18 protein-coding genes are annotated in these 24,073 nt (G+C 57.1%); 17 read left to right on the top strand and 1 reads right to left on the bottom strand.

All coding sequences use genetic code 11. The annotated features are described in order from the left end of the window. The first annotated feature begins 4 nt into the window (after window positions 1-4). The 17 genes from PGY33_RS10840 (at window position 5) to PGY33_RS10760 (ending at window position 23,569) form a co-directional block, all read left to right on the top strand. Window positions 5-1,081, top strand: coding sequence for a D-alanyl-D-alanine carboxypeptidase family protein (locus PGY33_RS10840; protein WP_270478589.1), 1,077 nt, complete (start codon window positions 5-7; stop codon window positions 1,079-1,081). A 164-nt stretch (window positions 1,082-1,245) separates the two neighbouring features. Then, window positions 1,246-1,977: a pseudouridine synthase gene (locus PGY33_RS10835; RefSeq protein WP_118481265.1), complete on the top strand. Its 732-nt coding sequence runs from the start codon at window positions 1,246-1,248 to the stop codon at window positions 1,975-1,977. A 131-nt stretch (window positions 1,978-2,108) separates the two neighbouring features. Continuing rightward, the gene (locus tag PGY33_RS10830; protein WP_118361748.1) at window positions 2,109-2,978 is read left to right on the top strand and encodes a MurR/RpiR family transcriptional regulator; all 870 of its coding nucleotides are present in this window, start codon (window positions 2,109-2,111) and stop codon (window positions 2,976-2,978) included. Beyond that, on the top strand, window positions 2,975-4,204 hold the full coding sequence (locus PGY33_RS10825; protein WP_118481266.1) for an NAD(P)/FAD-dependent oxidoreductase: 1,230 nt from the start codon (window positions 2,975-2,977) through the stop codon (window positions 4,202-4,204). Before PGY33_RS10830 ends, PGY33_RS10825 begins: the two co-directional genes overlap by 4 nt. Further along, entirely contained in the window at window positions 4,201-4,884 is a 684-nt protein-coding gene (gene cmk / locus PGY33_RS10820; RefSeq protein WP_330423324.1) for a (d)CMP kinase, read from the top strand. Before PGY33_RS10825 ends, cmk begins: the two co-directional genes overlap by 4 nt. Beyond that, entirely contained in the window at window positions 4,881-5,465 is a 585-nt protein-coding gene (locus tag PGY33_RS10815) for a lysophospholipid acyltransferase family protein (RefSeq protein ID WP_118481268.1), read from the top strand. Before cmk ends, PGY33_RS10815 begins: the two co-directional genes overlap by 4 nt. Continuing rightward, entirely contained in the window at window positions 5,462-7,393 is a 1,932-nt protein-coding gene (locus tag PGY33_RS10810; protein ID WP_118481269.1) for a bifunctional 4-hydroxy-3-methylbut-2-enyl diphosphate reductase/30S ribosomal protein S1, read from the top strand. Before PGY33_RS10815 ends, PGY33_RS10810 begins: the two co-directional genes overlap by 4 nt. Window positions 7,394-7,705: 312 nt before the next feature. Then, window positions 7,706-8,380 (top strand): sporulation protein YunB, encoded by a 675-nt coding sequence (yunB, locus tag PGY33_RS10805; RefSeq protein WP_158575280.1) that lies wholly within the window; start codon window positions 7,706-7,708, stop codon window positions 8,378-8,380. A gap of 288 nt (window positions 8,381-8,668) precedes the next feature. Next, window positions 8,669-10,663: an NAD-dependent DNA ligase LigA gene (ligA, locus tag PGY33_RS10800; RefSeq protein WP_118481271.1), complete on the top strand. Its 1,995-nt coding sequence runs from the start codon at window positions 8,669-8,671 to the stop codon at window positions 10,661-10,663. 88 nt (window positions 10,664-10,751) lie between these two features. Further along, window positions 10,752-11,039: an Asp-tRNA(Asn)/Glu-tRNA(Gln) amidotransferase subunit GatC gene (gatC, locus tag PGY33_RS10795; protein ID WP_110436649.1), complete on the top strand. Its 288-nt coding sequence runs from the start codon at window positions 10,752-10,754 to the stop codon at window positions 11,037-11,039. 15 nt (window positions 11,040-11,054) lie between these two features. After that, window positions 11,055-12,524 (top strand): Asp-tRNA(Asn)/Glu-tRNA(Gln) amidotransferase subunit GatA, encoded by a 1,470-nt coding sequence (gatA, locus tag PGY33_RS10790; RefSeq protein ID WP_118481272.1) that lies wholly within the window; start codon window positions 11,055-11,057, stop codon window positions 12,522-12,524. Window positions 12,525-12,539: 15 nt separating this feature from the next. After that, the gene (gatB, locus tag PGY33_RS10785) at window positions 12,540-13,964 is read left to right on the top strand and encodes an Asp-tRNA(Asn)/Glu-tRNA(Gln) amidotransferase subunit GatB (protein ID WP_110436651.1); all 1,425 of its coding nucleotides are present in this window, start codon (window positions 12,540-12,542) and stop codon (window positions 13,962-13,964) included. Window positions 13,965-14,185: 221 nt separating this feature from the next. Beyond that, window positions 14,186-15,892, top strand: a complete 1,707-nt coding sequence (locus PGY33_RS10780) for an ATP-binding protein (RefSeq protein ID WP_118481273.1) — start codon at window positions 14,186-14,188, stop codon at window positions 15,890-15,892. Then, window positions 15,892-20,649, top strand: a complete 4,758-nt coding sequence (locus PGY33_RS10775) for a leucine-rich repeat protein (RefSeq protein ID WP_270478581.1) — start codon at window positions 15,892-15,894, stop codon at window positions 20,647-20,649. Before PGY33_RS10780 ends, PGY33_RS10775 begins: the two co-directional genes overlap by 1 nt. Next, complete coding sequence (locus tag PGY33_RS10770) at window positions 20,646-21,584, top strand: AAA family ATPase (protein ID WP_118481275.1); 939 nt, start codon at window positions 20,646-20,648, stop codon at window positions 21,582-21,584. Before PGY33_RS10775 ends, PGY33_RS10770 begins: the two co-directional genes overlap by 4 nt. Before the next feature lie 6 nt (window positions 21,585-21,590). Next, on the top strand, window positions 21,591-23,114 hold the full coding sequence (locus PGY33_RS10765) for a transglutaminaseTgpA domain-containing protein (protein ID WP_270478580.1): 1,524 nt from the start codon (window positions 21,591-21,593) through the stop codon (window positions 23,112-23,114). A gap of 14 nt (window positions 23,115-23,128) precedes the next feature. Then, on the top strand, window positions 23,129-23,569 hold the full coding sequence (locus tag PGY33_RS10760) for a hypothetical protein (protein WP_270478577.1): 441 nt from the start codon (window positions 23,129-23,131) through the stop codon (window positions 23,567-23,569). A 35-nt stretch (window positions 23,570-23,604) separates the two neighbouring features. On the opposite strand, the gene PGY33_RS10755 is transcribed toward PGY33_RS10760, so the two are convergent. Further along, complete coding sequence (locus tag PGY33_RS10755) at window positions 23,605-23,772, bottom strand: hypothetical protein (protein WP_270478575.1); 168 nt, start codon at window positions 23,770-23,772, stop codon at window positions 23,605-23,607. Between the last annotated feature and the right edge of the window lie 301 nt (window positions 23,773-24,073).

Here is a 24,073-nt window from a genome sequence, read left to right as displayed (position 1 = left end):
CAATGTGAAAAAGCTGTTTTGCGTGCTCGCGCTTTTGCTCGTGCTGCCGAGGGCAGGCGCGGTGAGCGCACGGGCGGCCGTCGTGATCGATGCGGACACAGGTGAAACGCTGTTCGAGCAGAACGCGGACAGCCGCCTGCCGATGGCGTCCACCACCAAGATCATGACCGCGCTCGTCGCGCTCGGCGCGGGTGACCTTGACCGCGTGTATACCGTAAAGCCGGAGTACGCCGCCGTGGAAGGCTCATCCATGTACCTGAAAGCGGGTGAGACACTCTCGCTGCGGGATACGCTGTACGGACTCATGCTCGCGTCCGGCAACGACGCGGCGGTCGCCATCGCGGGAGAGTGCGGCGGCATGAACGCCTTTGTGAGCAAAATGAATGCCAAAGCGGCAGAACTCGGTCTGACGGACACACATTTCGACAATCCGAACGGTCTGCCGTCCGACACGCACTACACCACCGCGCATGAGCTGGCGAAAATCACGGCGGCGGCGCTCAAGGACCCGGTGTTCCGGCAGATCGTCTCGACAAAAAGCTGCACGGTCAGCGGGCACGCGCTGAGCAATCACAACCGTCTGCTGAGCATGTACGACGGTGCGATCGGCGTGAAAACCGGCTTTACGCGGGCGGCAGGGCGGTGTCTGGTCTCGGCGGCCGAGCGAAACGGGCGCACCATCATCGCGGTGACGCTGGATGACCCGAACGACTGGAACGACCACATGGAGATGCTCGACGCCGGTTTCGCGCAGTACAGCGAGGTCACGCTGCATAAGGCAGGAGACACGATCGCAAACGCGCGCGTGTTCGGCGGCGATACTGCGTCCGTGCCGCTCGCAGCGAAAAATACCGTGACGGCATATCTGCTGCCCGGCGAGAAAGAGAAGCTGCAGCGCGTGCGCTACGGCGAAAAAATCTGCTATGCACCGGTCGTGAAGACGGCACAGGCAGGTTCGGTCGAATATCGGCTCGGGGATTGCGTGCTGGCTCGGGATACACTGGTCTATGGCGGAGAATCTTTATTGCCAGCCGAAGAAAAAAGTATCGTAGAACGCATTATGGAACGGTTTAGAAATTGAGAATGGAGAAGGGAGAATGACGCTATCCTTGCGCGAGTTCCATCCGCGTTGCGTCGGAATCGACGAAGAGCGGCGCAATTGTATGCTGCCTGTAAGGCGACACATTCATTTCCATTCTCCATTTTCCATTAAAATAATAGAACAACACGAAAGAGGTAACATAAATGGAAGAAAGACTGCAGAAATTACTGGCGCAAGCAGGTTTGTGCTCCCGCCGTGAGGCGGAGCGTTGGATCGACGACGGCCGCGTAACGGTAAACGGCAAAAAGGCTTCGGTCGGTGACAAGGCCGATCCGCGCCGTGACAAAATTTTCGTGGACGGCAAGCCTATCGGCGGTGCCGAGGAAAAGGTGTACTTAATGCTGTACAAGCCGCGCGGCTATGTCACGACGATGAAGGACGAGCACGGCCGCAAGACGGTTGCCGATCTGGTGCGCGGCTGCGGTGCGCGTGTTGTGCCGGTCGGCCGTCTGGACTACAACTCCGAGGGTCTGCTGCTGCTGACCAACGACGGCGATCTGCTCAACGCGCTGACCCATCCGCGCCACGAGGTGGAGAAGCATTACGAGGTGCGCGTGCGCGGCAATCTGGAAAACATCCCGAAGCTCGCAGAGCCGATGGAGATTGACGGCTACAGCATCCGTCCGGCAACGGTCGTTACGATCGACCGCGATGAGCTGAGTGCCAAGCTGCGCCTGACCATCCACGAGGGCCGCAACCGCCAGATTCGCAAAATGTGCGAGAAGTGCGGTCTGGAGGTCCGCCGCCTCAAGCGCGTGGCAATGGGCACGATGCCGCTCGACCCGCATCTCAAGAGCGGTGCATGGCGCGAGCTGACTGACGAGGAGATCGGCTATTTGCAGGACATCGCTGCCGACGTGCAGGAGAACCTCTGATTTTTTCAGGGAATCCCTGCCTTTTTGCAATTTGCACCCATATGCTCTTGCATTTTTTTGCAGGTTCACTTAAAATAGTATCGTGCAAATGCAGGAATGTATGCAGAGAATGCAATGCAGGAGAGAATATAATGAATGACCTGATCACAAAAATTCAAAGCGAGCTGCCCGGCTTTTCCAAGGGTCAGAAGCAGATCGCGCGTTTTATCTTAGAGCACTACGACAAGGCCGCGTTCATGACCGCGAGCCGTCTGGGTGTGACTGTCGGTGTGAGTGAAAGTACGGTCGTGCGCTTTGCGACCGAGCTTGGCTATGACGGCTATCCGCACCTGCAGCGCGCTCTGCAGGAGATGATCCGCAACAAGCTGACCTCGGTGCAGCGCATGGAGGTTGCGGGCGACCGCATGGGCGGCCGCGATGTACTGCAGACCGTGCTGCACGCGGATACGGATATGATCCGCGTAACGCTCGACGAGATCGACCGCGACGCCTTTCAGGGCGCGGTGGACGCGCTCATGGGCGCTAAGCGAATCTACATCCTCGGTGTGCGCTCCTCGAGCGCGTTAGCCAGCTTTCTGGGTTTTTACTTCAACCTTTTGTTTGAAAATGTGACGCTTGTACATACGAACAGCGTCAGCGAGATTTTTGAGCAGGTGCTCCGTGTCGGACCGGGTGACGTGCTGTTCGGCATCAGCTTCCCGCGCTACTCCAAGCGCACGCTGAGTGCGATGAAGTACGCCCGCGACCGCGGTGCCCGCGTTATCGCACTGACCGACTCGCAGCTGTCGCCGCTGGCGCGTGTGGCTGATCATGTGCTGCTCGCACGCAGCGATATGGCGAGCTTTGTCGATTCGCTCGTGGCGCCCTTGTCGGTCATCAACGCACTGATCGTGGCTGTCGGCATGAGCCGCCGCGATGAGATTGAGCATACATTTAATAAGCTGGAGCGCATCTGGGAAGAATACGACGTATATGAAAAACCGGAGGACGATATAAATTGAACATTATCGTAATCGGCGGCGGCGCAGCCGGTCTGATGGCGGCAGGTACTGCCGCAGAGCAGGGCGCGCAGGTGACGCTGCTGGAAACCAACGAAAAAGTTGGCCGCAAGCTGTTTATCACGGGCAAGGGCCGCTGCAACGTGTGCAATAACTGCGATGTGCAGGAGGTTCTGCGCAACGTGCCGGTCAATCCGCGCTTTCTGTATTCCGCGCTCGGCGGCTTCGGTCCGGCGGACGTGATGGACTTTTTCGAGAGCCGCGGCGTGGCGCTCAAAACAGAGCGCGGCAACCGCGTGTTCCCACAGTCGGACAAGGCAGCCGACATCATCGATGCGCTGTTCCTGTGGGTGAAAAAGGCGGGTGTGACCATCGTACATACGACTGCAGACGAGCTGCTCATCGAGGACGGTGTGCTCACAGGCGTTCGTGCCGGTCACAAGACGTACAAGGCGGACCGCGTGATCGTAGCGACCGGTGGTGCATCCTATCCGCAGACCGGCTCGACCGGTGACGGCTACCGCTTTGCCAGGCAGGCAGGGCACACGGTCGTGCCCGCAAATCCGTCGCTCGTGCCGCTCGTCGAGGACGGCGACACCTGTCAGCAGCTGATGGGGCTCAGCCTGCGCAACGTGCAGCTGACCGTATATGAAAATGACAAAAAACTCTACTCGGACTTCGGCGAAATGCTGTTCACGCACTTCGGTCTGTCCGGTCCGCTGGTGCTGTCCGCGAGTGCGCATATGCGCCATTTCGGCAGCAAAAAGTACCGTGTGGAGATTGATCTCAAGCCTGCGCTGGACGAAAAGACGCTCGACAAGCGTCTGCTCGCGGACTTTGACAAGCACAAGAACAGCGATTTTATCAACGCGCTCGGTGAGCTGCTGCCTAAGAAGATAATCCCGGTGGTGATCGAAAAGAGCGGCATCGACCCGCGCGAGAAGGTCAATTCCATCACCAAGGCACAGCGTGCCGCGCTGCTGCGCGTACTCAAGGCGTTCCCGGTCGAGATTTCCGGCAAGCGTCCGATCGCTGAGGCGATTATCACTACGGGCGGCGTATCCGTCCGCGAGGTCAGCCCGAAAAGCATGGAGTCCAAAAAGCTGCCGCACCTGTATTTCGCAGGCGAGGTGCTCGATGTGGATGCCTACACGGGTGGCTTCAACCTGCAGATTGCGTGGTCCACAGGCCGTCTGGCGGGTCTGTCGGCTGCGGAGGAGGAATCATGATGAAGTACATTTCGGTTGCCATCGACGGCCCGTCCGGGGCAGGAAAATCCACCGTGGCGCGTGCTGCCGCGGCAAAACTCGGCTATGTATATGTGGATACGGGTGCGATGTACCGTTCCATCGGTCTGGCAGTGTGCCGCAGGGGCATTGCCGGAGAGGACACGGCAGGCATTATCGCAACCCTGCCGGAGATCACCATTCAGCTGACCTATCAGGACGGCGCACAGCGCGTTCTCCTGAACGGCGAGGATGTCTCCGAAGCCATTCGTACACCGGAGATTTCGTACTACGCGTCCAAGGTGTCCGCGGTGCCGGAAGTACGGCAGTTTCTGCTGGAGACCCAGCGCAGCATGGCGAAAAACAGCAGCATCCTGATGGACGGCCGCGATATCGGCACGGTTATCCTGCCGGATGCGCCGGTCAAGATTTTCCTGACCGCGTCTGCGCAGTCCCGCGCGGAGCGCCGCTATAAAGAGCTGATTGAGAAGGGCCAGCAGGTGACGATGGACGGCATCCTGCACGATATCAACGAGCGCGACAGGCAGGACATGACGAGAGCCGTTGCGCCGCTCAAACAGGCGGACGATGCGGTTCTGCTGGATACGAGCAGCCTGACGCTCGAGGAGAGCATAGCAGCCGTTCTGCGTATTATTCGTGAAAAAACGGAGGAAAAGGCATGAAATTCAAATACCACCGCTGGTTCCAGGCTCTGGTTGTGCCGCTTGTAGCGCTGGCATTCCATATTTTCTTTGGCTACCGCGTGATCGGACGCGAAAACATCCCGGAGGGCGGCTGCGTTGTCTGTCCGAACCATGTGCAGCTGTCCGACCCGCCGTTTGCGGCGGTCGCACTCGGCGGCAAGACGCCGCTGCGCCTAATGGCGAAAAAGGAGCTGTTCCGGAAGAGGATATTCGCGTGGCTGATCGCGGCGCTCGGCGCTTTTCCGATCGACCGTGAGGGCGCGGATATCACTGCCATCAAGACCGCACTCGGCTGTGTCCGTGCCGGTCAGAAGCTGATCATTTTCCCGCAGGGCACGCGCCATGCTGCCGAGGGCGAAACCAAGAAAGGTGCGGCCATGCTGGCGGTCAAGACCCGGGCGCCGATCCTGCCGATGTATATCACCGAGGGCAAGCGTTTCCGCTGCAGAGCCACAGTCGTGATCGGCAAGCCGTTCACGCCGGATCCGAAGCAGAAGGACTACGGCCTGATCGCGGATGATATCCTGCGCCGCATCTACGCGCTGAAGGAGCAGGTATGAGCGTAACGGTAGCCAAAACCGCCGGATTCTGCTTCGGCGTGCGCCGTGCCGTGGACCTCGCCGAGCAGCAGGCGAAAAAAAACGGAAAAATTTATGCCTATGGTGAAATCATTCACAACATGCACGAAATCGAACGGCTGGAGAAGCTCGGTGTGCACACCGCGCATGCGCTGGAGGACATTCCGGACGGTGCCGGCGTGCTCATTCGGGCGCACGGTGTACCGCGGAATGTTTACACGCTGCTTCAATCAAAAAAGTGCGAAATCTTTGATGCAACCTGCCCTTTTGTGCGGAAAATACACAAAATAGTGGACAAAGAGAGCGCGGACGGACGACTGATTGTCATTCTCGGAAGCGCCGGACATCCGGAGGTTGTGGGCATTCAGGGCTGGTGCGGCGAGTCGATCGTGCTTGAGGGTGAGGAGCAGGCGAGAGCCTTCTCGGAACGGCCTGAAATGGAAGATAAACCCATTTCTCTGGTCGCACAGACCACCGTCAACCGGTCAATTTGGAATATTTCCGTAGGACTTATAAAAAAAAGGTGTACAAACCTCAAAATTTTTGATACAATATGTAAAGCGACGGATGAGCGCCAGTCGGAGGCTCGTCTGCTTGCCGGTGTATCGGATCAAATGATCGTGATCGGAGATAAGAAAAGCTCCAACACCAAACGGCTGTATGAGATCAGCCGGTCGCTGTGCTCGGATGTGCGCTACATCGAAGACGCGGCAGAGCTTACTACGCAGGAGCTCGGGCAGCACCAGCACATCGGGATCACGGCGGGAGCATCCACACCGGCATGGATAATTAAGGAGGTCAGTAACATGATGAGCGAAGAAACCAAGATTGAAACTGGTGAGGACTTTGCAGCAATGCTGGAGGAGTCCTTCAAGACTTTAAATAATGGAGAAAAGGTAACCGGCACCGTTGTAGGTATTTCCAATAACGACGTACAGGTAGATCTGGGCGTTAAGCACACTGCGTATATCCCGCTGGGTGAGCTGTCTGACGACCCGAACTACGACGTAGCTGCCAACATCCACGTTGGCGACGAGATCGAGGCTGTTGTTGTTCGCGTAAACGACGGCGAGGGCACCATCACTCTGTCCAAGAAGCGCGTTGATCAGCTGAAGGGCTGGGAGACCGTTGAGAAGGCTTACGAGGAGCACACCCCGGTTGAGGGCACCATCGTTGAGGAGAACCGCGGCGGCGTTGTAGCAACTGCATTCGGCGTACGCGTATTCATCCCGGCATCCCAGACCGGCGTACCGAAGGATCAGCCGATGAGCCAGCTGGTTAAGACCAAGCAGTCCTTCTATATCACCGAGATCAACCGTCAGCGCAAGCGCGTTGTTGGTTCTATCCGTCAGATCCAGCAGGAGGCTCGCAAGGCTGCTGCTGAGCAGATCTGGAACACCATCGAGATCGGCAACGAGTACGATGGCACCGTTAAGTCCCTGACTTCCTACGGCGCATTCGTAGACATCGGCGGCGTGGACGGCATGGTTCACATCTCCGAGCTGTCCTGGGGCCGCATCAAGCACCCGTCCGAGGTCGTTTCTGTTGGCGACAAGGTAAAGGTATTCGTTATCGGTCTGGATAAGGAAAACAAGAAGATCTCCCTCGGCTACAAGCGCGAGGAGGATAATCCGTGGAACGTATTCAAGTCCAAGTACGACATCGGCTCTGTTGCTGAGGTTAAGATCCTCAAGTTCATGCCGTTCGGCGCATTCGCTGAGATCGTACCGGGCGTTGACGGCCTGATCCACATTTCTCAGATCGCTGATCACCGCATCGCAAAGCCGGAGGACGAGCTGGAGGTTGGCCAGGTTGTCGAGGCTAAGATCATCGACATCAACGATGAGAAGAAGAAGGTATCTCTGTCCATCCGTGCTCTGCTCGAGGACGGCGAGGATTACGAGGACTAATTCCTCATTCAGCTGTTAAGCGCAAAGAAGCACCTGATTTATCGGGTGCTTCTTTTTTGTTAATTGGTGATTGCGAATTGGTAATTAGTAGTTAGTAATTAACGTGACGGTTAAGCGGTTATGTAAAATAACCGTCCTAATGTGTCCTAATCTGTTAAAAGGGGAATATATATTGGCAGATAATAATAGTAAAACAGTTTAGGACGGTTTAGGACAGTTTTTTAATAGAGAAATATATTGTAACGCTTTACCGCAGGGTGCGACAAGGTGATTATGCAAACGTATGCCGCATACGCTGAATGGGGTGGTATTATGCGGCGCAGACGGAAAAATGGCAGGAGACTGGCGCTTGCCATGCTGATACTGCTATTAGCGGTTTGTCTTGGTCTGCTGACCATACGCTTTCAGCGCATTTTCATGGAGTACGCCGTCAACGTCTGCGAGGACAGCGCCATCAAGGAGATCAACACCTTGATGGAGGACGAGGTTTTCTCCCATCCGGACGAATTTGCCGACCTTGTGGTGCTTGAGCGCGACAGCGACAACCGCATCACGGCCTTGCGTACGGATATTATCGCAGTCGGAAAGGTGAAGGCGCGTATCGTCAACGGTCTGTTTGACCGGCTGGATTATCTGGAGGAAACGCAGACCGAGGTGCCGCTCGGCACGGTATTTGCGCCCAATTTGTTTACCGGAATGGGCCCGAGGGTGAAGGTCGGTCTTGCGGGGCTTGCTCAGATGGAGGCGCGGTTCGTCAGCGCGTTTACCTCGGCGGGCATCAACCAGACGCGCCACCGGATTCTCATCGAGGTGCACGCCGGCTTCCGCATTCTCACGCCGTTCGGCGGGGAAGACAGGGAAATCGTCTCGACGTACCCGGTCACGGACACGGTTATCGTCGGCACGGTGCCCGAACGGTACGCCTATATCAGCGGCTCCGGCTCTGATCTGCTCGGCGAAATCCGCGACTATGACAGCGAAAAATAGGTATAATAACTGGAAAAGAAGCTTTTATCGCGCGATAGCGCGCATTAAATAGGGCTGCTTGCAGTCCATAAAAAACAGGAGCATGCATCACGCTTTTTTATACTTCCGGAGGGAGAAAGTTTCTGAATAGGAACTTTCGGACGACTTTGGAACGGCCTACGGTCCGTTCCACTTGTCGGCAAAACTGTAGTTTTGCGACAATTTCCTAAAAATAATACTTCAAAAATATCGGATTATTTGGTATACTTAATCTGTGTGAGTATTTGCTCACACCAAAGGAGTTTTATTATGGACGTGCGTGAGCAGATTACCGCTCTGCGGGAGCAGCTGCGGTATCACAACGAAAAATACTATAACGAGGACGCGCCCGAGATCACCGACTATGAGTACGACATGCTGCAGCGTCAGCTTCGCGCGCTCGAGGCCGAGCATCCGGAGATGGCAGACGCGAACTCTCCGACCCAGCGGGTCGGCGGTACGGCGAGCAGCCGCTTTGCCAAGGTGACGCACGCCTACCCGCTCGAAAGTCTGCAGGATGTTTTCTCGTTTGACGAGCTGGGCGAGTTCTATTCCCGTGTGGAGAATGCCGTCGGACAGGCGGAGTACGTTGTCGAGTACAAGATCGACGGCCTTTCGGTCGCGCTCGAATATGTGGACGGCGTGTTCGTCCGCGGTGCGACGCGCGGTGACGGTCAGGTGGGCGAGGACGTAACCAAGAACCTCAAAACCATCAAGGACATCCCGAAAAAGCTGGAGAACGCGCCGCCGCATTTGATCGTGCGTGGTGAGGTCTACATGAAAAAGTCCGTGTTCGATGCGCTCAACGCCGAACTGGAGCTGCACGACAAGCCGCTCCTCGCCAATCCGCGCAACGCGGCGGCGGGTTCTCTGCGGCAGAAGGACAGCAAAATTACGCGGGAAAGAAAGCTGTCCATCTTCTGCTTCAACATCCAGAACAGCGACGAGCTGCCGATGGAAAGTCATGTGCAGGCGCTTGATTACCTCAAGAGCCTTGGCTTCCCGACAAGCCCGCGCTATCCGGTCTACACCGACCCGCAGGACGTGCAGCGCGAGATTGAGAACATGGGCGAGACCCGCGGTGAGCTGGATTTCGACATTGACGGTGCTGTTGTCAAGGTCAACTCCTTCGCGCAGCGTGAAACGCTCGGCTCGACCGCGAAATTCCCTCGGTGGGCGGCGGCGTACAAGTACCCGCCTGAGGTCAAGCAGACGCTTCTCAAGGATATCGTCATCACGGTGGGACGCACCGGCGTGCTGACACCGAATGCCGTGCTCGAGCCGGTACGGCTTGCGGGCACCTCGGTGTCCCGCGCAACGCTGCACAACCGCGATTTTATCCGTCAGCTCGATGCCCGCGTGGGCGACATTGTTTCCGTCCGAAAAGCCGGAGAAATCATTCCGGAGATCATCGGCGTGGAAAAGGACCGGCGCCCGCTGGATTCCGTGCCGTATGAGTTCCCGAAGTTCTGTCCGGTGTGCGGCGCGCCGGTGTACGATGACGAGGACGAAGCCGCGATTCGCTGCACGAGTGCCTCGTGTCCGGCGCAGCTTTTGCGAAACCTGATGCATTTCGCCTCGCGCGATGCGATGGACATCGACGGCTGCGGCGAGGGCAACCTGCAGAAGCTGATCGACGCCGGACTGGTCAAGTCGGCGGCTGATTTGTATGACCTGACGGTCGAGCAGCTGCTGCCGCTCGGCAAAAAGGTGGACGTCTGGGCGAACAATCTTGTCCGCTCGATTGAAGTGAGCAAGACCCGCGACCTGTCGCGGCTGCTGTTCGCGTTCGGCATCCGGCATGTCGGCCAGAAGGCGGGCCGCATTCTCAGCGACCACTTCGGCTCGCTTGATGCACTGCTTGCCGCGCCGGTCGAGGAGATGACCGAGATCCGCGACATCGGACAGACCACGGCGGAGAGCATCGCCGCATGGCGGGAGCTGCCGCAGTCGCATACGCTCATCGAGAAGCTGCGCGCGCACGGCGTCAACTTCATCGGTGAAAAGACCGCAAAGAGCGACCTGCTCGCAGGAAAGACCATCGTGGCGACCGGCAGCCTGACGCTCTATACCCGCAAGGAGATCAACGATCTGATCGAGTCCCTCGGCGGCAAAGCGGCCGGTTCGGTCTCGAAAAAGACCAGCTACGTTGTCGCAGGCGAGAATGCCGGCAGCAAGCTGCAGAAGGCGGCAGAACTGGGAATCCCGGTCTTGACCGAGGAAGAGTTTAAGACGATGATTGAAGAAGGCAGCGGAAACGCTTAAATAAGATATGCCGTAGGGCACCCCGTCCTACGATAGATCATAAAATTCGTATCATAGATTTAAGATAAATAATTAGGAGGCAAACGACATGGCAATTTCCAGAAAAGAAATTGAGCACATCGCGTCCCTGGCACGTCTGGATTCGACCGGCGGCATTTTCGACCGTCTGGCCGATGACATGCAGGGTATCGTCGCAATGGTGGACAAGCTGGCTGAGCTTGACCTGGGCGACATCACCGATGTTATCAACACCGAGCGCAAGAATGCGTTCCACGAGGACGAAGTGATCCAGGAATTCACGCCGGATGAGCTGATCGAGCCGAATGCACCGGACTTCCAGTGCGGCGGCGTAGCAGTTCCGCGTGTTGTCGAGTAAGGAGGGGACAGAATCATGGCACTTTACGAAAAAACTGCGTCCGAGCTGTCCGAGCTGCTCGGCAAAAAGGAAATCTCCGCAGTAGAGCTGGCAAAGGACGTTTTTGCCCGCACCAAGGCGGTAGAGGATAAGGTTCAGGGCTACGTTACCGTAGCCGAGGAAGCAGCGCTCGCGCAGGCTGAGGCTGTAGACAAGAAGCGCGCAAGCGGCGATACGCTTTCCGCGCTGGCCGGTATTCCGATCGCCATTAAGGACAACATCTGCACCAAGGGCACGCTGACCACCTGCGCGTCCAAGATGCTGGGCAATTTCAAGCCGCCGTACAATGCAACCGTTATGGAGAAGCTGATTGCTTCCGATGCGGTCATCACCGGCAAGGCCAACATGGACGAGTTCGCAATGGGCTCCTCCTGCGAGAATTCGGCTATGCACCCGACCCACAACCCGCATGGTCTCGACCGCGTACCGGGCGGCTCGTCCGGCGGCTCCGCTGCTGTTGTTGCAGCAGGCGAGGCTCCGCTGGCGCTCGGCTCGGATACCGGCGGCTCTATCCGTCAGCCGGCGTCCTTCTGCGGCGTTGTCGGCATGAAGCCGACCTACGGTGCGGTTTCCCGTTACGGTCTGATCGCATTCGCATCTTCTCTCGACCAGATCGGCCCGTTCGGCCGCTCCATCGAGGACGCAGCCATGCTGCTCGATGCGGTTACCGGTCACGATCCGCTGCACGATTCCACCTCTGTCAAGACCCCGTTTGAAGGCTCGCTGCGCGCTAACCTGAACGCTGACGTCAAGGGTCTCAAGATCGGTCTGCCGAAGGAGTATTTCGGCGAGGGTATTTCGGATGCTGTCCGCAAGAACGTTATGGCGGCTGCAGAGGCATACAAGGCACTCGGCGCAGAGGTATTCGAGATCTCTCTGCCGCTCGTTGAGTATGCACTGCCGATCTACTACATCCTCTCTTCCGCAGAGGCTTCCTCCAACCTTGCCCGTTTCGACGGCGTAAAGTACGGCTACCGCACCCCGAATGCAGGCGATGACATCATCGAGCTGTACACCAAGAGCCGTTCCGAGGGCTTCGGCGCCGAGGTTCAGCGCCGCATCATGCTGGGCACCTACGTTCTGTCCTCCGGCTACTACGATGCATACTATAAGAAGGCTCGTGCCGCACAGCGCAAGATCCGCGAGGAGTTTGCAAACGCATTTGAGAAGTGCGACGTCATCCTGACGCCGGTTGCGCCGACCACGGCTTACGAGATCGGCTCCAAGACCACCAATCCGCTCGAGATGTACGCAGGCGATATCTGCACGGTTTCCGTCAATATCGCCGGTCTGCCGGGTCTGGTTCAGCCGTGCGGTTTTGATGAGAACCACATGCCGGTCGGCATGCAGCTCATCGGTCCGCGCTTCGGCGAGCAGACGCTGCTGAACGCCGGTCTGGCTTTTGAGCAGGCGTCCGGTCTCAAGAACATCATCGCTGCACTGTAAGGGAGGAAGACAAACATGAAATACGAAGCTGTCATCGGTCTGGAAGTGCATGCGGAGCTGTCCACCAAGAGCAAGATTTACTGCTCGTGCTCCACTGGCTTCGGCGCACCGATCAACACCCACACCTGCCCGGTCTGCACCGGTATGCCGGGCGCACTGCCGGTACTCAACAAGCAGGTTGTACACTACGCCGCCAAGATGGGCAAGGCTACCGGCTGCACCATCAATCAGCTGTGCAAGGCTGACCGTAAGAACTATTTTTACCCCGATCTGCCGAAGGCATATCAGATTTCCCAGTTTGATGTGCCGATCTGCGAGAACGGCGAGGTATTCTTCTATGTGGACGGCGTGAAGCACTCCTGCCGTCTCGAGCGCATCCACTTCGAGGAGGATGCGGGCAAGCTGCTGCATGACGAGATCGACGGCACCATCGTTGACTTCAATCGCTGCGGCGTACCGCTGATTGAGATGGTAACCCGTCCCGACCTGCATTCCTCTGCCGAGGCGAAGGAATTCCTTGAAATGATCAAGACCACGCTGTCTTACCTTGACATCTGCGACTGCAAGATGGAGGAAGGCTCCATCCGCTGCGACGTAAACGTTTCCATCCGTCCGGAAGGCTCCACCGAGCTGGGCACCCGTGTCGAGATGAAGAACATCAACACCTTCTCCGGTGCGGTCCGTGCGATTGATTACGAAATTGCACGCCAGATTGAGGTTGTAGAGAACGGCGGCGAAATCCAGCAGGAGACCCGCCGCTGGGACGACGTTAAGCTGAAGAACACGGTAATGCGTACCAAGGAAGACGCGCAGGATTACCGTTACTTCCCGGACCCGGACCTCATCGCCGTCGAGATCTCCGACGAGTGGCTGCACCAGATCGAGAGCGAGGTTCCGGAGCTGCCGATCACCCGTTACGAGCGTTACCTCAACGAGTACGGCATGACCGCCATGGAGGCGCGTCTGCTGTCCGACAGCTTTGAGAAGGCCGAGCTGCTCGACGCTGCTGCAAAGCAGGTTAAGCCCAAGGCTGCCGCAAACTGGATACTGTCCGATATCTCCAAGTACCTGAACGACAAGGGCGTAAGCCTCCGCGAGACCAAGATGACCGCAGACAAGCTGGTTGCTCTGGTCAAGCTGATCGAGGCGGGCACCATCTCCGGCAACGCCGGCAAGAAGGTTCTGCCGAGCATGTTCGAGACCGACGAGACCGTTGAGGCCATCGTTGACCGCATGGGTCTCAAGCAGGTATCCGACGAGGGTGCTATCCTCGCCATCGTACAGGACGTTATCGCCAAGAACGAAAAGGCCGTTGCCGACTTCAAGGCAGGCAAGAATGTTACCGGCTTCCTCGTAGGCCAGTGCATGAAGGCTTCCAAGGGTCAGGGCAACCCGCAGATCATCAACAAGCTGATCGCATCCGAGCTGGCAAAGCTGTAATTCAGCTTAAAACCGAATTGACACAAGAGGATACAGAACGGTACTGTTCTGTATCCTTTTTGTGCTTTTTTGAGGAGAAATTTGTCGGAGAGAGCGGTTGCATTGGGGGAAAATGTTGTAAATCGACAGATATAGGAGCTGTTATGTATAAATGGATATGTAGGTATCGACTGGATGAAAAATATAGAAAAGAGTAAAAATGGAATTTGACAGGTGAAGGAATGCACATAACGGATTGGCTGGAAATGCTGGGTGAGCACTTTCCACTGGTGGTGATCGGCTGCGTTGAGGCACTGCTGGCAGTTGCGCTGCTGTGTGCGGCGCTGCGGAACCGCGGGCAGTGTGCGGATAAAAAACGGAGCGCACTCCGGCGGGCAGATGAGATTCTGCTATACAACATGGATCGACAGAGCAATGACGTATGCCTTATCATGCGTCAGCACGACCTGCTGCCGATCTGTGCGGCAGGCGATATGCAGAGCCTGCTCGGTGTGACGTTCGAGCAGCTCCGGCAGGATGTTATGCTGCTTGTGGACGTGCTGGAGGACGGGCAGAACGGCGTTTCTGTCTGGAAGAAATACCGTGCGTGGGACGGAGCACAGCCGTTTGAGACCGTACTTCGGACAAAGAACGGCGAGTGGGTGCAGCTGAATGTGACCCGCGGTGAGGACGATGGATATGATCTGTTCTGCTTCAGCCGCACGACCGGGCTGTGCGGTCGGATGGAACAGTACGAGGAGCGCCTTGCCAAGATCGAGGAGGAGAGCCGGTCCAAGACGACCTTCCTGTCGCGCATGTCACACGAGATCCGTACCCCAATGAACGGCATAATCGGTATGCTGACGCTCGCGGAGAACCACCTCGAGGCGAATGCACCGGCGATGCAGTATCTGACCAAGGTGGATGAGCTGTCCGATCACATGCTCGCGCTCATCAACGACATTCTGGATATGTCGCGTATAGAGGCGGGCAAGGTCGAACTGGAAAATAAGGTGTTCAGCCTGCGGGAGCTGGGTGACCGCCTGTACGATATGTTTGCGAAAAACCTCGACAGCCGCGGCATCCGCTACGAGGTCAACTTTGACGGTGTGGCCGTGGATTACGTCCTTGGCGATGAGCTGCGCATCAGCCAGATTATCATCAATTTTCTGTCCAATGCGGTCAAATTTACGAGCGAGGGTGAAATTATCGTCACCTTCCGGCAGATGATGCTGCGGAACGGCGTGGCGGATATGATGATCCGCGTACACGATACCGGCATTGGTATGCAGCCGGCGTTTATCAGCCGTATTTTCCGTCCGTTCGAGCAGGAGACCGTGGGGACCTCTCGGAAATACGGCGGCACCGGTCTCGGCATGGCCATCACCGACCAGCTTGTCAAGCTGATGGGCGGCGAGATAGTGGTGGAGAGCCAGCCGGGCAGAGGCTCGGATTTCTCGGTGTATCTGCATCTGCCGGTTGCTGAAAAGCCTGCGGAACCGGCGGCAGAGCCGTCTCGCGCATCCACGGAGGAGAACGCGGATGCGTTCCGCGGCAGACGCATCCTGCTTGTCGAGGACAACGAGATCAACGCGATGATCATGGTCGAGGTGCTGCAGGAGATGGGCGCCGAGATCGAGAAGGCCGAAAACGGACAGATCGCGGTGGATATGTTCGCAGATCATCCGGAAAACTACTACGATTTTATTCTGATGGACGTGCAGATGCCGGTGATGGACGGCCGCACGGCGGCCCGCACCATTCGTGCGATGGAGCGTCCGGATGCGAAGAGCATCCTGATTTTTGCGCTGTCGGCAGATGCGTTTGTCGAGGACGAGCGCTTGTCCATCGAGAGCGGCATGAACGGTCATTACGCAAAACCGGTCGATTTTCAGGCACTGCAGCGTAATATCGGCAAATTTCTACAGAGAAGAGAAAGGAGGAACTGATGGGAAAGCTGGATAAGATTCTGCTGTCGCGGGCAATACTGACCAAAACCGTACTCGGTGCGGCAGCCGCCGCAGCGCTGACAACGGGCACGGTTCTGGGCGTTTCGTCGTACCGCTCGGGCAATCATTTTCACCCCTCGGACACGGAGCGCGGCTTCAATGCCAATCAGGTGCATTTTGATGACGATCAGGACGTAAAGGGCAGCGACAGCACGGCAGAAAAGGACGACAGCGAGCTTTGGGAGCAGGACAGCGGCGCGGACGATACCAGCGGCCCGCAGAACGACAGCAGTGCGGATTTCATGTTCCAGCGCGAGCGCATACAGGAGAATTTCTCCGACCCGCTCTCGGTTGCCGGCGGCACGGCAGATACGAGCGTGGCGGCGAGCAGCTCCGGCGATATCGTATATAACGTGACGAATGACCGCGGCAGCGCGGATGTCATCATCGGCGGCAGACCGGGCGGCACGACTGCCGTTGTGCCCGGAAACGGCGGCGCCGGCACAGGAGAAAATCCGGGCGGCAATAGCGGCGCGGCAAATCCGGCAAAGCCTGATACGCCGAATACCCCGGGAGAGCCGTCCGCGCCGGGCAATAATAAGCCGAGCAAGCCGGGCGGCGGCAATTCGGACAATACGAATGGCGGCGGCACGGCTGCCCCGCCATCAGGACAGGGCGGCTCCATTGCGGATACCATGCGGGAGCCGGATTCCGGAAAGACCAGCGTAGGCATCTTCGGCGAGCACGATCCGATCAGTAAGCCGTATTATGAAGGGAATGTGAATGACAACACCGTAAAGGAGGTTGTTATTCGGCAGCCGCAGAATAGTTCGGGAGAGGCAGACCCGTCTGCGCTGTACGCCGGTCAGAAAAACATCACTGCCCGCAAGATCTACAATGCATTGGAAACCTATGTAAATGACCACAACGGCAACATTTACTACTGGAGCAACCTGAAGGGTGCAGACAACAGCGATTTGCATTTCGGCGTGTTCGTCCGTATCAACGGTATCTGGATCGGCGATACCTTCTTCAGCTTCTTTAATGAGGCAACCGGAGAATATGATAAGACTCTGGATGAGATTCCGAGCGATGCGACCGAGATCAAAATCAGTGCGTCTTACCGCTTCAGTGCAGGAAGTGCGTGGAAGGACTACTCGGATGTTACCTATACGCTGGAGCGAAACCGTATCTTCATCCTCAACCGCAGGCTGACGGAAAGCGATAAAAACGGTCAGTTCAGCAGTGATATCCTGCTCAATCCATATAAGGATACCAGCTTTGATCCGGATGATGAGAGCAAGGTGATCGACCTGTACAGCTATCAGAGAGATCTGCTGGGCGAGGAACGTCTGTCCGCGTTGTTCCCCGGCTGGCTGGAGGACGGCAAGCTGATTCCGTGGATGTATCATCCGGCGGCGGGCCGTCGTGTTATCGAGCCTGCGGATATGGTCCCGTTGGAGGATAACTATATAGTGCAGGTCAAAATCCGTTGGTATGACATGGATACCGGCGCGGTAACCCGTTCGCAGGGCGATGCCGCAGACGGTCCTGCAGCGGATTCTTGGGACGAGACCGAACCGGATCTGCCGGTCAGCGCACCGCAGTTTTCGATCACCCAGAAATTCATCTACATGCAGACACTTACCGGCTATGAGGGCGATCCCGGCAGTGTGCTCGAGGTACCGAAGTATGTGCAGGCGGTGGATATGGGCACGGAAAACACCCTGCATGAGGTTGATTACATCAAAATTCCGGATACGGTGCGGTATGTCAACACGAAAAGCTACAGCGAACAGACGGAAGGCACACAGACAGCCGTAAAGGGCATCAAGGTCAAGAAGGGCTATATTGTGGATGCGGGCAGCACAGCGTATGCCGCAACCGCGGACGGTATTCTTACCAATGCGGACGGCAGTGCATACCTCGGCATTCCGTATGATATGACCGAGCTGACCGTTCCGAAAAATGTAGAGAAGGTGACGCTGCCGAACGCAACACAGGTGACCAGACTGGTCCTGCAGGCGAAAGCTGCCTGCGACCTGCCGAAAATCGACTTTGGCGGTATGGACAGCGGCGTTATTATTGTGGAGCCGGACGTATTTCATGCTTTCGTGCGCAGTAACGAAACTGCGCTGGAAGGCATGCGTGTGAACGTTGCATCCTCGGACGGCAGTTGGGAATCACACGATGGTGCTTATCTGGAGAAGGACGCCGAGGGGAACAAAACGCTCACCCATGTGCGGGCACAGACCAGATATTATACTCTGCCGAGCGGCGTCGGCGCCATCGGTCCGAACGCATTTGCGGACGCGGAAAAGGTTGAAACTATCATTCTGCCCGAGGGCGAAGACGGGATTGCAATCGACCCGAACAGTTTCCGAAGCAGCAATGTGGATACCATCCTGTGCGGCGGGAAGGCGCAGGCAGAGAACGTGCAGGCGCAGCTTGACGCGGCAGGCATTACGGATGTCCGCGCAATCGTCCTGCAGACCAACAGCCGGGGCGAGACCTACTACACAGACGAGCGCAGCGCGGAGGTTGTGCTGATGGCCGGTGACCCGGCTAAGACCGAGTTTGACGGCACGATTCAGGATGCGGACGGCAATACGCTGTCGGTGACCACACTGGCGGACGGTGCGTTTGCAGGCAGTCAGAAGCTGCAGTGGGCGATTCTGCCGGGAACGCTGACAAATATCGGTGCACAGGCGTTTTACGGCTGCTCCAATCTGGAGGGCATCATGATTGATGCGAACGGAGAGGCGTCTGTCGGCAATGCGGCGTTTGATAACTGTACCTCGCTGAACTTTATCGCGTCCAACGCGCCGTCCATCAATATGGGCGAGTATGCGGTCAGCACGGGAGCACAGGCAACGGTGATGTATTCCCCGACCGGGGGAATCGGCTACGGTGAGGACTGGACGTATTTCGTTGAGGAATCCGGTGTGCAGCGCTACGATGTTGTAGATATCGGCAGCACGAAAATGCTGTACGGCGCGAGCGATGGCAAGGACTGGCTCGGTCTGCGTGCCGGCAGGCACACCGAAGGGGAGCTTGCCTTGCCGGAGGAGACGGTAGAGCTGTTCGATAAGGCGTTTTACGGCGCCGAGGACTCGTTTACCATCAACTGGGATAAACTGCCGGACCTGCAGTATATTGATGCTTATGTGTTTGCCGATTCCGGTCTGGAGGGTGAGGTCGTTACAGCCGTCAGCGAGGTCGGTGAGGCGGCATTCCAGAGCACAAATATCACGAAGCTGGAGCTGAACGGCTATATACAGCGTCTGGATATGAACTCGTTCGTGGATTGCAAGAGCCTGACCGGTGTTTCCATTACACGGGGCTTTGAAAATAACAGCAGCATATACACCGGTCTGTTCAGTGCATGCAGTGCGCTGGAGGATATCACGATTGCTGATTTCGGCAATGTGCCGCAGCTTTTGACATTCAGTGCATCCTCCGCGTTTACCTTTAACTATGAATGGACGTGGCAGGATACGCTGCAGCGGGTTCACATCAGATCCGACTGGGAGACCGGAGACGATATTGCACCGTCTTATGTAAAGAAATGGCGCTATTCGCTGCTCGGCAGCATGGACACACCGAATGCGACCGGCTACATGAATCTGTGGGACAACACCATGATGGACCTGATGTTCAATGGAACATGGGAGGATCTGTATGCAGAAACCGATGCGGCAGTTAAACAGAAACTCGTGGATGTGGAGAACGATATCCGCACCATGCTTGGCGCAGAAACGAAGGTAGAGGAACCCTCGGAGTTCTATCCGTATCGTGTACGGGGAGATTATATTACGCTGATCGGTGCGCCGTCCGACAAGACCACGATTGATCTGGATAGTGAAACACTGGGACTGCTGGATGGCTGGTGTTTGGATTATATCGGTGAGGGAGCCTTCTCCAATACCAAAAACCTGGAATATCTCGTCCTGGAAAGCGGTCTGGCCGGCATTGAGCAGGATGCGTTCCGAGGGGTGGAGAGCGATACGCTGACCATGACCTTCATGGATGGCAATCCGCCGGAGCTGCTGAATTTTACACCGGGTGAGGGATATTCCTTCGGTATTGATGAAAGCAGGATCAAAATCTACATTCTTGCCTGGGGAGATGAGGAGGCTTATCTCCGTTTCATTGAAAAATGGATCTATCCGATGGCGGGATATGAAAACTATGCGGAAATGTATGCAGCTGTCGCTGCAGGCATGCCGGATGCAGCCGAGGAGGAAATCTATGCCAAAATGGAGGAAATCCTGCTGCCGGTCGAGAATCGTATCCGCAGAATGCTGTGGCATCGTGAGTGGATTCCGGGCGCATCGGAATTTGAAGAGGGCACCACTGTAGATACTCACTATCCGGAAGTGGACAAGCTCAGCTTTGAGCTTGCGCCGAAAAAGCAGGAGCCGGAAATGGTTGAGCCGGATGATCAGAACAGGAATCCGGAGGAGGATGATGACCTGACGCCGGTCCCGGAGCCGAATCCCGGCACGGACACTGACACTGACACCTCAAACGGCAATACCAGCGAACCGCCGACCATCGACGACGATGCGGCAAACGAGCCGGCCGGTGACAGCACCGGCAAGGACACCGGCTCTGCCGACACCTCGGCGGACGATGCGACGGTTCTGCCGATGCCGGACGGCAGGCACGAGATCGTCATTCCGCCCGAACCGTCGGACAGCACTTCCACAGAAGATAACAGCACTTCCGCAGAAGATGAAGGAGAAACAGAATGATTGTTGAACAATCCAAGCAGATCATTGCCGAGGTCAATAAGGCGTTCATCGGCAGAAAAGATATTGTCGAGAAGATCCTGATGACCATTTATGCCGGAGGCCATGTGCTGCTGGAGGACTGTCCCGGTGTGGGCAAGACCACGCTCGCTGTGGCGTTTTCCCGTGCGCTGGGACTGAGCAACAAGCGCGTTCAGTTTACGCCGGATACGCTGCCGTCCGACATCACCGGCTTTACGATGTACAGCCGCGAGACAGGCAGGTTCGAGTACCGCGAGGGCGCGGCGAACTGTCAGCTGCTGCTGGCCGACGAGATCAACCGTACCTCACCGAAAACGCAGTCCGCGCTGCTTGAGGTCATGGAGGAGCACACCATCACGGTGGACGGCGAAACGCACGCGCTGCCCGCGCCGTTTATCTGCATTGCGACCCAGAACCCGCTGGGTTCTGCCGGTACGCAGCCGCTGCCGCAGAGCCAGATCGACCGTTTCATGGTCAGCCTGTCCATCGGCTACCCGACCCTTGAAAACCAGATGAAGATCATCAACGCACAGCGGTACAGCAATCCGCTGGAGGAGATCCGCGCGGTGACTAACGCGCAGAATCTGCTTGAGGTGCAGAACTACCTGACCTCGGTACGCATGACCGACGGCGTGCTGGCGTATGCCATCCGTCTGTGCGAGCAGACCCGCAGCCATCCGCTGGTGGAGCTGGGCATCTCTCCGCGCGGCGTGTCCGCACTGGTCAGGATGGCGCGCGCAGGCGCGATTTTGCGTGAGCGCAACTACGTTGTGCCCGAGGATGTGCAGAACGTGTTCGTTGATGTATGTGCACACCGTCTGGCGCTGCGCCCGCAGGCGCGCGTGGAGGGCGTTGCCGCAAAGCAGGTGCTGGAGGAGATCATGGCGAAGATCAAGCCCGCGCACACAGAGGAGTGAGGCGCTATGTGGAAAAACCGGCTGGCGTTCGCGCTGCTGTATGCGGCGCTGCTCGTGCTGCTGCTCCTGTTCAGCAAGCCGTTTCTGCTGGCGACGCTCATCGTTCTGGTGGTATTGGCGGCGCTGATGGCGCTGCTCACCCGCAGGGATGCGCGGCTGCTGCGCACCTCTGTGCGCGTTAAATCCGGCGGGCGGGAAGGCGAAACCGTACCGATGACGTTCACGTTTGCGCTGTTGGCGGCGGTGCTCATCGGGCTGCTGTCGTGGTATGCGGTCAGCCGACAGAGCAGCCGGCTCGCGGCGTTCATCGGCGTATTCTGGCTGCTGCTTTCGCTGTTCGGCGAGGGATTCTATCCGTTGGCGCTTGTGCTGCTGACAGCGGGGCAGCTGGGTCTGCACATGACGAGCGGCAGCCGCGCGATCACCCGCAGAGCGGTTGCATGGTGCCTTGGCATATCGGCAGTGCTGTGTGCCTGTGCGGTGGGACTGTCCGGCACGGAAATGCCGTCGGTCGATCGTCTGCGGCAGAATATCAAGCAGACAGTGCACGATCTGCGCTACGGCAGGGATACGCTGCCGCAGGGCGAGCTTTCTCAGGCGAACCTTCTGCACGAAAATAGCGAAACCATGCTGAATGTACACACGGAACAGGAAAAGTCGGTCTATCTGCGCGGATTTACCGGCGGAAAATATGAAAACGGCACATGGAAACCGCTGCCGGATGCCGTCTACGGCGGAGAAAACATCGGCATGCTGGACTGGCTGCAGACACAGGGCTTTGACCCGTTTACACAGTCGGCGGCATACTATCGGCTGACCGGCGATGCACCGGAGACCAACACGGTCGAGGTGTCGGTGAAGAACGCTTCGCGCGACGCGGTGTATGCACCGGCTTCGATGGAAAAGGTAACGGACGGTGACGTGCGCGAACGCAGGGACGCGCTGCTCAAGGGGCGCGGTCTGTTCGGCATCCGCAATTATACGGTGACCGAGGTTTCGGGTACGCGGCCGTCGGAGCTCATGGTCGCGGAGAGCTGGGTCAGCAGCCCGCAGACTGAGGAGCAGACAGCCTATGCGCAGGCGGAATCCGTCTATCGCAGCTTTGTGTATGATGCATATACTGCAGCGGACGATGATTTGCTGCCTGTGCTGAACCATCTGTTCTGGCAGGATTATGATGATGAAAATGACGGCGTTTACAGTGCGCTCAGCCGCATCCGTGAGGTGCTGAAAGCGCAGGTGCGCTACAGCGAGACTGCCGAAGCCGCACCGGATAATGCGGACCCGATTGCATATTTCCTGACAGACTCGCGGAAGGGCAATGCAGTGATTTATGCCTCTTTGACGGTATCGGCTGGCTGCCGGTTGATGCGACACCGGGCTATTATTTTGACGCGGTTGCGCTGCAGCAGATGGTCAGCCTGCCGGATACGGTGCGCAAAACTGCGGCTATCGACGAAGATCGGTCAGGTGCGGATCGGGTGGTCGAGCCGTCCGGCACCGGTGGTTCCGAGCAGTCCAAGCCGCTAACTGTGGTAAAAAACATGGCTGCGGTTGGATTCGGTATTGTCGGTATAGTTATTGTGCTGTTCACGCTGCTGCTGTGCGCGATGGAGCTGACGCGCGCGTTCCTGCTGTGGCATGCGGAACGCAGACGGCGCAGAATGTCGATCGAGGAGCGTGTGCGGCAGTCGCAGAAGCTGATGTTCAAGCTGATTTCCCTCTGGGGAATTGACGCGGCGCTCGGCTGGGAGACCGCAGCGACCGATAAGGCGCTTGCGGACACGCTGCCGTCGGTTAAGCCCGGAGAGTACGAGCGTGTGAACGGTCTGCTTGAGAAAACCATATACGGCGGCATCGCGCTTGAGCCGTTCGAGGAGCGTGCGCTCGATCTGTTCGTGCAGCGACTTTGGGGAAGAAATGTGAAGAAAAGCTGGAAAATGCGCCTTAAACTGCGGTATGCGTGCTTGCTGGCGGCGAAATAAGAAGAAATCCCGAGGCGATAGGCTTCGGGATTTTACTATTGCTGCAGCAGACGGAAGGCGCAGAGCAGCAGTTCTTCGCGCGTATGCAGCTGTGCGCTGTGCGGAAGAATGCGCTGCCGGATTTCCGGAGAAAGTGCGCAAAAACAGGCGTTAGCCGTTTGATCAATGGCCAGCAGTGCTGTAAGATTGCAGAAATACTTCATGGAAATTCACCTCGGGACTCAGTATGGACAAGGGGAGAGCAAGCTATACGCAAAAACTTTTGGGAAAAATGAAAAAATGTGTTGACAAAGCGTATCGGGAGAGGTATACTAAATAAGCTGTTGATGAGCAGTTAAGACTGCTTCGATTTAACAGAATCCAAAACCTTTAGTGGTCAAATGCTGACGCATTTGAGTACCTTGGTCGAAAATCACGAAGATTTTCGACACGCGGTGCAATTTCCTACTGAAGGCAAAGGAAAATTGTACCTTGTAAATTAAACAACGATGTGCTTAAACTTTT

It is taken from the genome of Butyricicoccus sp. AF18-9LB (assembly GCF_027684505.1).
In the GTDB taxonomy this organism is placed as follows: domain Bacteria; phylum Bacillota; class Clostridia; order Oscillospirales; family Butyricicoccaceae; genus Agathobaculum; species Agathobaculum butyriciproducens.
Note: the sequence above shows the minus strand (reverse complement) of the source record. Positions and strands in the feature narration are given on the sequence as shown.